Annotated in this window: 9 protein-coding genes; 6 read left to right on the top strand and 3 right to left on the bottom strand. The window is 71.4% G+C overall.

From position 1 onward, the window contains the following. Positions 1-245: 245 nt before the first annotated feature. Entirely contained in the window at positions 246-626 is a 381-nt protein-coding gene (locus ACH4NX_RS38175) for a hypothetical protein (protein ID WP_351386809.1), read from the bottom strand. 610 nt (positions 627-1,236) lie between these two features. On the opposite strand from ACH4NX_RS38175, the gene ACH4NX_RS38170 reads away from it, so the two are divergent. Continuing rightward, positions 1,237-2,247: a DedA family protein gene (locus ACH4NX_RS38170; protein ID WP_398129820.1), complete on the top strand. Its 1,011-nt coding sequence runs from the start codon at positions 1,237-1,239 to the stop codon at positions 2,245-2,247. Positions 2,248-2,387: 140 nt separating this feature from the next. On the opposite strand, the gene ACH4NX_RS38165 is transcribed toward ACH4NX_RS38170, so the two are convergent. After that, positions 2,388-4,094, bottom strand: coding sequence for a threonine/serine exporter family protein (locus tag ACH4NX_RS38165; protein WP_351386805.1), 1,707 nt, complete (start codon positions 4,092-4,094; stop codon positions 2,388-2,390). A 123-nt stretch (positions 4,095-4,217) separates the two neighbouring features. Then, positions 4,218-4,709 (bottom strand): inorganic diphosphatase, encoded by a 492-nt coding sequence (locus tag ACH4NX_RS38160; RefSeq protein WP_007452023.1) that lies wholly within the window; start codon positions 4,707-4,709, stop codon positions 4,218-4,220. Positions 4,710-4,788: 79 nt separating this feature from the next. Here ACH4NX_RS38160 and dacB point away from each other — a divergent pair, with 79 nt between their 5' ends. The 5 genes from dacB to ftsH all read left to right on the top strand — a co-directional run bounded on the left by dacB (position 4,789) and on the right by ftsH (position 11,834). Beyond that, complete coding sequence (dacB, locus tag ACH4NX_RS38155) at positions 4,789-6,393, top strand: D-alanyl-D-alanine carboxypeptidase/D-alanyl-D-alanine-endopeptidase (RefSeq protein WP_398129819.1); 1,605 nt, start codon at positions 4,789-4,791, stop codon at positions 6,391-6,393. A gap of 178 nt (positions 6,394-6,571) precedes the next feature. Further along, complete coding sequence (locus ACH4NX_RS38150; protein WP_351386801.1) at positions 6,572-7,699, top strand: zinc-dependent metalloprotease; 1,128 nt, start codon at positions 6,572-6,574, stop codon at positions 7,697-7,699. Between the two features lie 192 nt (positions 7,700-7,891). After that, on the top strand, positions 7,892-8,962 hold the full coding sequence (gene tilS, locus ACH4NX_RS38145; protein ID WP_351386798.1) for a tRNA lysidine(34) synthetase TilS: 1,071 nt from the start codon (positions 7,892-7,894) through the stop codon (positions 8,960-8,962). 93 nt (positions 8,963-9,055) lie between these two features. Beyond that, positions 9,056-9,595: a hypoxanthine phosphoribosyltransferase gene (hpt, locus tag ACH4NX_RS38140; protein ID WP_226027733.1), complete on the top strand. Its 540-nt coding sequence runs from the start codon at positions 9,056-9,058 to the stop codon at positions 9,593-9,595. A 193-nt stretch (positions 9,596-9,788) separates the two neighbouring features. After that, positions 9,789-11,834, top strand: coding sequence for an ATP-dependent zinc metalloprotease FtsH (gene ftsH, locus ACH4NX_RS38135; protein WP_398129818.1), 2,046 nt, complete (start codon positions 9,789-9,791; stop codon positions 11,832-11,834). The last annotated feature ends 178 nt before the right edge of the window (positions 11,835-12,012 follow it).

The following is a 12,012-nucleotide window of genomic DNA, read 5'->3' as shown; positions in this document are numbered from 1 at the left end:
CCAGCGGTGTCCCTCCCGCCTGCGGTGGCCCTCCCGGCCGCCGTGCCCGCCCCGGCCGCCGTGTCGGCCGAAGCCGCTCCTCCGTCCGGTCCCGTGCCCCCCCCCCCCCCCCCCCCCCCCCCCCCCCCCCCCCGGGGGGGGGGGGGGGGGGGCGCGCCCCCCCCCCCCCCCCCACGACCGTATCCTCGATCACCTCGCACCCCTGCGGGCCGTCTCGTCGGCCCGCAGGGCCCCGCCGTCCGTCCTCAGCAGGTGATGCGGCGTTCGGCGCTCTCGTACTCGGCGACGCCGTAGTCGACGCCCACGGCCACCTTGTAGGTGTAGGTGCCGGAACCCGCGCAGTTCCACCACGTCGTTGCGGTGCCGCTCTCGAGCGTGGCCCAGTCCATCTCCTCCCAGCCGTACCAGCGGTGGCGCAGGAGGCCGATCGTGGCGTCCTCGCAGTTGCTGCTGGTCTTGCTGACCTGGCCCATGACCTCGTTGATGCCCTTGTAGGGGGCCGAGATGTTGTAGCAGCCCCGGTCCCAATCCGCGGCGGAGGCCGGTGTGGCCGACATCAGCAGCGTGGCCGCAGAGGCCAGAGTGACGGCGACGCATGACTTTACTGCAACTCTGAGAGTGCTCATGACAAAAGCTCCAGTGTGAGAAGGCGTGTAAGAGATGAGGCACGAGACACAAGAACACTTTCATCGGGTCGAGGCAAGAGCAACTTGGTGCCTCCGCGCCGTCAAACGGCCACGCGCTCCGACGATTTGGCGTCGAACACACCCGTCAGGGCTCGAGGTCGCCGTGACCGGTTCGGCGAGGGCGCGGATCGTGGCCCGGGATCGGTTCACGGCCGGCCGGCCGGTGGAGGAGGCATCCCACCGGCCGCGGAAGGGACCCGGACTGCGCCGCGGGCGCCTTGGTGGCCCTTGTCCGCCTGGCGGGGGCGTGGGCTCGGTTCAGAGCGTCGATGACGCCGTGCTTGCGGGCTGCGCGAACGTCGGTCCGAGCACCTACCCGAGCGCCCTCTGCACACGGTGACCGGGTACGTCCTTCGTGGTCACGACGAGCACCTCGGGTTGAGGACCCTGTGCGCCGCCGTATTCTTCAGTACCCAGGGTTCTCGAGTTTCCCCGGGCCAGGGCACAGCGCACCGAGGCCCCCCCGTGGAACCTGGACCGCCACGGCCGCGTTGTACGTTTGGGCAGCCAGGTCCAGCCCGTCTCCCCCAGCAGCAGGAGCCACAATCCCGTGACCACGCTTGCGCTCGGCCCCGAGTGGCTCAGCCCGGACTATCTGATCGAGACCTTCGCTCTACCGGGCATCCTGCTCATCGTCTTCGCCGAGTCCGGACTCTTCGCCTTCCTGCCCGGCGACTCGCTGCTGTTCACGGCGGGTCTCTTCGTGGCCGAGGGCAGTTACATCACGCAGCCGCTGTGGCTGGTGTGTACCCTGATCGTGCTGGCCGCCGTGATCGGCGACCAAGTGGGCTACATGATCGGCAAGTTCCTCGGTCCCAAGCTCTTCAGCCGTCCCAACTCCAAGCTCTTCAAGCGGGAGAACCTGGACAAGGCCCACGAGTTCATGGAGAAGTACGGTCCCAAGGCGATCGTCCTGGCCCGCTTCGTGCCGATCGTGCGCACCTTCGCCCCCATCGTTGCGGGCGCCGGCCGCATGCAGTACCGCACTTTCCTCACGTACAACATCATCGGTGGCGTGGCCTGGGGCTCGGGCGTCACACTCGCGGGCTACTGGCTCGGCCAGATCGAGTTCATCCGGACCAACGTCGAGCCGATCCTCGTCCTGATCGTCGTGCTCTCGGTCGTCCCGATCGCCATTGAGTACCTCCGCGAGCGGGGCAAGAAGAAGCGCGCCGCCGTGGCCGTGCCGACCGAGGCGCAGTCGATGCCGACACCGTCGCCGTCGCCGTTCCAGCAGCAGTACCCCGTCATGGACGACGCCACGACCCAGCTCCGCCGCGTGGACCCGCACCCGGCCCAGCAGCCGCAGCAGCGGCCGCCGCAGCCCCAGCAGCCGTACGGCCAGGGCTACGGCAACCAGGCCTACGGCCAGCAGCCGCCCGCCCAGCAGCCGTACGCCCCGCAGCAGCCGCCCGCCCAGCAGCAGCCGCCCGCCCAGCAGCAGCCGCCCGCCCAGCAGCAGCCGTACACCCAGCAGTACCCGCAGAACTACGGCCAGCAGCCGTACGGCGACCAGCCCCAGCAGTACGGCGACCAGCACCCGTACAACCAGGGCCGCTGAACCGACCCGGGTTCGCGGGGCCGTACCGACGTGCGGCCCCGCCGTCCAGGCGGTGATCAGCCACGACGCCACCACGGCGCTCCCGCACTCGCCGTCCTACCGCGTCCCCCGCACCCTCGGGCGCCCCGCGCCGAGGCCGCCTAGAAGCCACGGGTCCGCTTCGCCGCCCGCCTGCCGGCGGCACTCGCCGCGCCCGGCACCCGCAGGAACAGCCGCGAGATCTCCCCACCGAGGTTCACCCCGATGGCGATGGCCATGGCGAGGGCCACCGCCGTCGACAGGTACACCAGCCCCTTGTCGACCTCGCTCTGCGCGATCGCCAGCAGCCCGAAGTACGTCGCCGAACCGGGCAGCAGCGGCCCGATCGCCGCGGTCGTGTACGGCAGCGCCGACGCGAACCGGTACCGGGACATGAGCTGTCCGAACAGGCCCACCAGCCCCGCCGCGGCGGCCGTGGACGCCACCGGCGAGATGCCGCCCGCGATGTGCATGGCGCCGTACACGCTCCAGGCGACGCCCCCGTTCACGGTCACCGCGAGCACGGTTGAACGTTCCTGCTGGAGCAGGATCGCGAAGGCCAGCGACAGCAGCATCGCCGCGCCGATCTGGACGAGGGGCTCGTCGCCCGTGCCCAGCTGGGCGTCCGGATTGAGCTCGGCGCCCAGCTGCACGCCGAAGTACAGCACGATCAGCACTCCGGCGACGATGCTGACGAAGAAGTACATGACCTCGAGCAGGCGCGCGGAGGCGGTGATGTAGAAGCCGGTCAGCCCGTCCTGCACCCCCGCCACCAGCGCCCGCCCCGGCAGCAGCGCGAACAGGCCACCGGTGATCACCGCGGACGCCTTCACGTCGACGTGGACCAGCGTCAGCATGATCCCCATCGCGGCCGGCGGCATCGCGGCCACCGCGAACTGGTAGAACTCCGGCAGCCCGCGCCCGGCGCACAGCCAGGCCAGCCGGTCGCCGAGCATCGAGCCGAGCATGGCCGCGACGAACACGGTCGGCCCACCGCCCACCAGCACCGACGCCGCGCCCGCGAGCAGCCCGCTCGCCGTGGTCAGCACCCAGGTGGGGTACGGGTGCCGGTTGCGGCGCATCTCCGCGAGGCGCCGGTAGGCCTCCTCCAGGGAGATGTTCGTGTCCGGGTCGCTGAGGTCGTCCACCAGGTGGAAGACGGCCGCGAGCCGCGTGTAGTCGGTGCCCCGCCGGCGTACCGTCCGCGACGCCGTGACCGGGTCCTCGACCAGGGACGGCTGATGGGAGATCGACAGCAGGGTGAAGGTGACGTTCGGCTCGCAGCGGTCCAGGCCGTAGGAGCGGCACACGGCGAACATCGCCGCCTCCACGTCCTCGGCGCCCTCACCACCGGCCAGCAGCAGTTCCCCGATACGCAGGGTCAGGTCGAGCACGCGCGGCACGGCGGGGCCGGTCTCGTCGTCGTGCCGCTGCGCCGTCTCGGGCGCGGGCCGCTCGGCCACCGGCATGCGCAGCATCGTGCGCATCCGGTCCTGCCAGGGCACGTCCGTGAGCTTCACCGCGGGAAAGCCGCTCGGCGGCGTGAACGCGGCGGCGGTCCAGGCGTGATATGTGCTCGGCAAGGTGAACGCCGACCCCTCGCCCTCCGCGGGCGCGGCCGGGGGCGCGTCCAGCCCTTCGGGCAGCGCGAACTCCGAGGTCGTCTCGGCCTCCGTGCCGGCGGGCCGCGGGACGGCCAGCCCCTGCGGGATCTCGAACTCGGACGTCGTCGACGACTCGCCGTCGATCGACGCCCCCACTGAGCCGGGCGGCCGGAAGGCACTGTGGGCCTCGTCCGACTGCGGCTTGCGGTCCTCCGCCTCCGTCACCTGCGCAACGCTCCCTGGTCCGAACACCCTCCTGCCTGTAGCCCTCAGTATGCGTACCCAAACGTGAACGGGCCGCACGCCTCACGCGTGCGGCCCGTCACGGGTGGGGTTCCCGATCAGTGATCAGTGGCCGCCCTGGTCCTTGAAGCGCTTGTAGGACCGCTCGATCTCCGCCTCGGCGTCGGTGCGGCCGACCCAGTCGGCGCCCTCGACGGACTTGCCGGGCTCCAGGTCCTTGTAGACCTCGAAGAAGTGCTGGATCTCCAGGCGGTCGAACTCCGACACGTGGTGGATGTCACGCAGGTGCTCCACCCGCGGGTCGGTCGACGGCACGCACAGCAGCTTGTCGTCGCCGCCGGCCTCGTCCGTCATCCGGAACATGCCGATCGCGCGGCAGCGGATGAGGCAGCCCGGGAAGGTCGGCTCGTCCAGGATGACCAGCGCGTCCAGCGGGTCACCGTCCTCGCCGAGGGTGTTCTCGACGAAGCCGTAGTCGGTCGGGTAGGCGGTCGAGGTGAAGAGGCGGCGGTCCAGGCGGATACGACCGGTCTCGTGGTCCACCTCGTACTTGTTCCGCGAACCCTTCGGGATCTCGATCGTGACGTCGAACTCCACCGGACGCTCCTCCATGATCAGCACATAGTTCTGGTGGTTAAGTGTCCCTCACGCAGGTGGGTGATCGCGAAAGGGGCTGGTGATAGTGCCAGAGCTGAGGCCTTGGCGGGCCGCGAGACCGCACGTGGTGCGGGCCGCGGGCGCCGTACGACCGCGTCTCGCACGCGCCGCGCGGGCCGCCGAACCGCACCTCGCGAGGTTCGCGCGGGCCACGGCGCCGCAGCTCGCGCGGGTCACGAGGCCGAAGACCTGGCAGTACACCGCCGGTGCCGCCACCGCCGGGCTGGCACTCGCCGCCGGTGTGGTGACCGCCGCCGGCCCCTGGGACTCCACGGGTCAGCGTACGGCCGAGCGGGACCGGGCCGTCGCACTGGAGCACTCGGGTGGCGCAGATCACGGTCGCGGATCCGGGGGCTCCGGTACGGCCTCCGGGTCGCCCCGTCCCGCGCCGAGCGCCGCCTCCGTCCTGGCCGGCCTCGGCGGAGCCGCCGGCGAGGTGCCGGGCGGCGCCAAGGCGGCCCCGGACGGCAGGGCCCTCTCCGAGGTCCTCGGGCCCCTGATGGACGACCCGGCGCTCGGCGCGCGCCCCGCGGCGGCGGTCGTCGACCTGACCACCGGCAAGCGCCTCTACGGCCTCCGCGCCGACGCCCCCCTCACCCCGGCCTCCACCACCAAGATCGCCACCGGCGTCGCCGCCCTCACCGCCCTCGGCCCCGACCACCGCCTCACCACCCGCACCGCCCTGGAGGCCGGCACCGGCGAACTCGTCCTGGTCGGCGGCGGCGACCCCACCCTCACCGCGCGCGAGGACGCCCGGGGCCTCGCCGGCCTGCGCGTCCTCGCCGAGAAGACCGCCGCCGCCCTGAAGAAGCGGGACGTGCGCGAGGTGACGCTGTCGTACGACACGACGCTCTACGCCGGTGCGGAAGCGCACCCGATAGGGGTGAACGAGAACCTCGCCCCCGTCACCGCCCTGATGGCCGACGAGGCCCGAACGGACGACTCCACCAGCGGCCCCGTGACGCGCGTGCCCGACCCGGCCGCCGACGCGGCGCGCTCCTTCGCCGGCTTCCTGAAGAAGCACGGCATCACCGCGTCGGCCCCCGGCCCGTCCAAGGCGACCGACCGCGCCGACACCCTCGCCACCGTCTCCTCGCCTCCGCTGTCGGCCCTGGTCGAGCGCATGATGACCAACAGCGACAACGACCTCGCCGAGGCCCTGGCCCGCCACACCGCCCTGGCGGCCGGCGAACCCGCCGACTTCGACGGGGTCTCCGCCGCCGTGCCGGCCCGGCTGGCCCAGCTCGGCCTGCCCGTGCGCGGCTCGCGGTTCCACGACGGCAGCGGCCTGGACCGCACCGACCGGATCACCGCCGGCCTGCTCACCGCGATGCTGGCCGAGGCGGCCGACCCGGCCCGTCCCGAGCTCCGCCCGGTCCTCACCGGCCTGCCCGTCGCCGGTTTCACCGGCACGCTGTCCGGCCGCTACACGGACGGCGCGGCCGGCCTCGTACGCGCCAAGACCGGCACCCTGACGGGCGTCAACACCCTCGCCGGCACCACGGTCTCCGCCGACGGCCGCCTCCTGGCCTTCGCCTTCCTGGCAGGCGACACGACGGACGCGTGGGCGGCCCAGACGGCCTTGGACCGGCTGGCGACGACCCTGGCGGCCGACGTCCCGTAGCCGGAGGGGCGTTCGAGGCTCTCCCCAGCCGAGGCCTCCCGCTCCAGGGAGGTGCCCCGCGATGCCGAGCCCCTCGCCCGCCCCGCCCGGCGCCGGCACCGGTCACCCGCACGGCGCCGTCCACCCCACCGCCCGCCACAGCCTGCCCCCAGCGGCAGCGCTCACGTACCGTTGACGCATGACGAGCATCGGCGCATCTTCCGGCATGGTCGACTGGAATCTCGCGGTGGCGACCGCGACCCGGCTCGTACGGCCGGGCCCCGAAGTGAGCCGCGACGAGGCCAGGGCCGTCGTCGCGGAACTTCGCCGCCATGCCAGAGCCTCGGAGGGACACGTCCGGGGCTTCACTCGTATGGCCACCGAGGAGGCCCACGACACCCCGGTCCTCGTCGTCGACCGCCCCGGCTGGGTCCGGGCGAACGTCGCCGGGTTCCGGGAGATCCTGGGCCCCCTGCTGGAGAAGATGCAGGAGCGGCGCGGCAGCGGTGCGGGCAACGCGGTCCTCGGCGCCGTCGGCGGCAAGGTCACCGGCGTGGAGCTGGGCATGCTGCTGTCGTTCATGTCCTCCCGTGTCCTCGGCCAGTACGAGACCTTCGCCCCGGCCACCCGGGAGCTTCCCGCCGGTGCCAACGGCGGCGGCCGGCTGCTGCTGGTCGCGCCGAACATCGTGCACGTGGAGCGCGAACTCGACGTCGACCCCCACGACTTCCGCCTGTGGGTGTGCCTGCACGAGGAGACGCACCGCACGCAGTTCACCGCGGTGCCCTGGCTGCGCGACCACCTGGAGGGCGAGATCCAGTCGTTCCTCGCGGAGACCGACGTCGACCCCATGACCGTGCTGGAGCGGGTCCGCGAGGCCGCCCAGACGCTGGCCGGCGGCCGGCCCGAGGCGGAGGAGGACGACGGCGGCCGGTCCCTGGTCGAGCTGGTGCAGACGCCGGCCCAGCGGGAGGTCCTCGGCCGTCTCACCGCCGTGATGTCCCTGCTGGAGGGCCACGCCGACTTCGTGATGGACGGGGTCGGCCCGGCGATCGTGCCGAGCGTCGGGGAGATCCGCGAGAAGTTCCAGCAGCGCCGCGCCAAGGGCGCCTCCCGCCTCGACCTGGCCCTGCGCAAGCTGCTCGGTCTGGACGCCAAGCTCCGCCAGTACCGGGACGGTGAACGCTTCGTGCGGGCCGTCGTCGACGAGTGCGGCATGGACGGCTTCAACCGGGTCTGGACCTCGCCCAACACCCTCCCCACCAAGTCGGAGATCGCCAAACCGGCGGACTGGATCGCACGGGTGCACCGCAAAACGGAGTCGTGAGCTCCGCGGGCAGGGCGTGAAACGAAACCGGCCGACGGCAGTCGAACGCCCCTCCAATCACCCGTCCGAGGGACCGTGAGGCCTCGGCGGGCGTGCGATGCTCAGGGAACGGCCCGTTTCTGTCACCATCTACGTACTCTGCGTGACCGGATCTCGGGCTCACCCCCGAAAACTTCATGAAGGGCACCGGACATGGGTCCCCATCCTGCGGTCGCGGCGATACGCCTGGCGGTCCGCCGCGTCCTCCACGACATCCTCACCGAACCGAACACCACGGCCGGCGTTCCCGCCGCGACGGCAGCCGACCGCGCGCCCGACCGTGCCGCCGACCGAGCTGCCGGGCTTCCGGCGTCCCCGCTCGTACTCGTGGCCTGCTCCGGCGGCGCGGACTCCATGGCACTCGCCTCCGCCCTCGCCTTCGAGGCTCCCCGGCTCGGCATCCGCGCCGGCGGCGTCACCGTCGACCACGGCCTGCAGAACGGCTCCGACCTGCGCGCCGAAGAGGTCGTCCTGCGCCTGCGCGAGCTCGGCCTGGACCCCGTCGAGGCCACCGCCGTCACCGTCGGCCGCGGCGGAGGACCCGAGGCCGCCGCCCGCGACGCCCGGTACGCCGCCCTGGACGCCGCCGCCGCCCGCCACGGCGCCGCCGCCGTCCTGCTCGGCCACACCCGTGACGACCAGGCCGAGACCGTCCTGCTGGGCCTCGCCCGCGGCTCCGGTATCCGTTCCCTGTCGGGCATGGCCGCGGTCTCGGGGGCCGGCGGCCGTTACCGCCGCCCCTTCCTCCAGGTCGACCGGCAGACCGCCCGCAAGGCCTGCATGGTCCAGTCCCTGCCCGTCTGGGACGACCCGCACAACGCCGACCCGGCGTACACGCGTTCCCGACTGCGCCACGAGGGCCTGCCCGCCCTGGAGAAGGCGCTCGGCAAGGGCGTCGTCGAGGCCCTCGCCCGGACGGCCCAACTCTCCCGGGACGACGCCGACGCCCTCGACACCTGGGCCCGCCAGGCCGAGGCCGGCGTCCGCGACGCCACGGGCGTACTGGAGTGCGCCAAGCTCTACGCCCTCCCGCCCGCCGTACGCCGCCGGATCCTGCGCCGCGCCGCCATCGACGCGGGTGCTCCGGCCGGCGCGCTGTTCGCCCGGCACATCGAGGAAGTCGACCGGCTGATCACCGGCTGGCGCGGTCAGGGGGCCATCAACCTCCCCGGCAGAGTCGTCGCTCAGCGGCAGGGTGGCAGACTGGTGATTCGGCAAGGCTGAATCCGGCCCTCCCACCGATCCGCGTATGGATCGCCGGGCGCTCCGGAGTGGCCGGTGGGACGACCGAAAGTGATGCGGGTGGACGCGAACGACATGGGTGCCGACCTCGAGAAGGTACTCATCACCAAGGAAGAGATCGACGCGAAGCTGGCCGAGCTGGCCGCGAAGATCGACGCGGAGTACGCGGGCAAGGACCTGCTCATCGTCGGCGTCCTGAAGGGCGCCGTGATGGTCATGGCCGACCTGGCGCGCACGCTGTCCACCCCCGTCACGATGGACTGGATGGCGGTGTCGTCGTACGGCGCGGGCACCCAGTCCTCCGGCGTGGTGCGGATCCTCAAGGACCTCGACACCGACATCAAGGGCAGGCACGTCCTGATCGTCGAGGACATCATCGACTCCGGCCTGACCCTGTCCTGGCTGATCTCCAACCTCGGCTCGCGCGAGCCCGCATCCCTCAAGGTGTGCACCCTGCTGCGCAAGCCCGACGCGGCGAAGGTCGCCATCGACGTGGAGTGGGTCGGTTTCGACATCCCCAACGAGTTCGTCGTCGGCTACGGCCTCGACTACGCCGAGAAGTACCGCAACCTTCCGTTCGTCGGTACGCTCGCGCCCCACGTCTACGGCGGCTGACACGGCCTCGTAGCCTGCTCCACGGCGTTTCGGGGGCGGCCGGGAACCCCTGGGGCCCCCGCGCCGTTGAGCATGCAGACGGGACGCCGACCGTCCCGTGCGGCTGAGGGCCGCCGGGCTGGGGTACCGTCAGAAGAACTGTCTTATCAAACTCACTATGGCAGGAGGGACGGGGCGCCACCGCTCCGTGTGGATGGACGTGAAGCGATACTTCCGTGGGCCAATCATGTGGATCGTGCTGGCCGTCCTTGCCGTGGTCGTGTTGATGCAGGTCGTCGGCTCGTCCGGCGGCTACAAGACGGTGGACACCGGCCAGGTCGTCCAGGCGATCAACGACAACAGGGTCGAGTCGGCCAAGCTGACCACCGGCGACGAGCAGAACATCAAGGTTCAGCTCAAGGACGGCGAGAAGGTCAAGGGCAGCTCGAAGATCCAGGCGAGCTACATCGGCGACCAGGGCGTGACCCTCGCCAACACACTGCAGAACAAGTACCAGGACAAGCAGATCCCCGACGGCTACACGGTGTCGCCGTCGAAGCAGAACCCGTTCGTCGGGCTCCTGATCACCCTGCTCCCCTTCGTCCTCATCGTGGTCATCTTCCTGTTCCTGATGAACCAGATGCAGGGCGGCGGCTCCCGCGTCATGAACTTCGGCAAGTCCAAGGCCAAGCTCATCACCAAGGACACGCCCAAGACGACGTTCTCCGACGTCGCCGGTTCGGACGAGGCCGTCGAGGAGCTCCACGAGATCAAGGAGTTCCTCCAGGAGCCGGCCAAGTTCCAGGCCGTCGGCGCCAAGATCCCCAAGGGCGTGCTGCTGTACGGCCCGCCCGGCACCGGCAAGACCCTGCTCGCGCGTGCCGTCGCGGGCGAGGCGGGCGTGCCGTTCTACTCGATCTCCGGTTCCGACTTCGTCGAGATGTTCGTCGGCGTCGGTGCCTCCCGGGTCCGTGACCTGTTCGAGCAGGCCAAGGCGAACGCGCCGGCCATCGTCTTCGTCGACGAGATCGACGCGGTCGGCCGCCATCGCGGCGCCGGCCTCGGCGGCGGCCACGACGAGCGCGAGCAGACCCTGAACCAGCTGCTCGTCGAGATGGACGGCTTCGACGTGAAGGGCGGCGTGATCCTCATCGCCGCGACGAACCGTCCGGACATCCTCGACCCGGCGCTGCTGCGCCCCGGCCGCTTCGACCGGCAGATCGCCGTCGACCGTCCGGACATGCAGGGCCGTCTGGAGATCCTCAAGGTTCACCAGAAGGGCAAGCCGGTCGCTCCCGACGTCGACCTGTCGGCCGTCGCCCGCCGTACCCCCGGCATGACCGGTGCCGACCTGGCCAACGTGCTGAACGAGGCCGCCCTGCTGACGGCTCGCAGCAACCAGAAGCTGGTCGACAACCACATGCTGGACGAGGCGATCGACCGTGTGGTCGCGGGCCCGCAGAAGCGGACCCGGATCATGTCGGACAAGGAGAAGAAGATCACCGCGTACCACGAGGGCGGACACGCCCTGGTCGCGGCGGCCTCACCGAACTCCGACCCGGTCCACAAGATCACGATCCTGTCCAGAGGCCGGGCCCTCGGTTACACGATGGTGCTCCCGGACGAGGACAAGTACTCGACCACGCGCAACGAGATGCTCGACCAGCTCGCCTACATGCTGGGCGGCCGCGCGGCCGAGGAACTGGTCTTCCACGACCCGACGACCGGTGCCGCCAACGACATCGAGAAGGCCACCAGCGTGGCCCGCGCGATGGTCACCCAGTACGGGATGACCGAGCGGCTCGGCGCCATCAAGTTCGGTGGCGACAACAGCGAGCCGTTCCTCGGGCGCGAGATGGCCCACCAGCGCGACTACTCGGAAGAGGTCGCCGCGCTGGTCGACGAAGAGGTCAAGAAGCTCATCGAGACGGCGCACAACGAGGCCTGGGAGATCCTGGTCGAGAACCGCGACGTCCTCGACAACCTCGTCCTCGCCCTGCTGGAGAAGGAGACGCTCGGCAAGGAGGAGATCGCCGAGGTCTTCGCCCAGATCGTCAAGCGTCCGGCCCGGCCCGCCTGGACCGGCTCCTCCCGCCGCACGCCCTCGACCCGTCCGCCGGTGCTCTCCCCGAAGGAGCTCGCCCTGACGAACGGAGCGAACGGCGCGACGGCGGCGATCTCCACCACCAAGAGCACCACGCCGGAGCCGGCGCCGGCCCCGGCTCCGGAACGAGCCCCGGAGGACCGTCCGGAGAGCTGACCCAGCCACTCCCGGCGGCCCCACCAGGCCCGGAATGTATGCCGCGCCCCCCAGGTTCTAGCCTTGGGGGGCGCGGCGTTTCCGTATGCCGACCGCAGGACAGGACAGGAACGAGGCACCAGATGACCGACCCCGTGACGCTGGACGGCGAGGGCCAGATCGGCGAGTTCGACGAGAA

Origin of the sequence: Streptomyces sp. NPDC017225 (assembly GCF_044331465.1) — a bacterium.
GTDB lineage: Bacteria > Actinomycetota > Actinomycetes > Streptomycetales > Streptomycetaceae > Streptomyces.
Note: the sequence above shows the minus strand (reverse complement) of the source record. Positions and strands in the feature narration are given on the sequence as shown.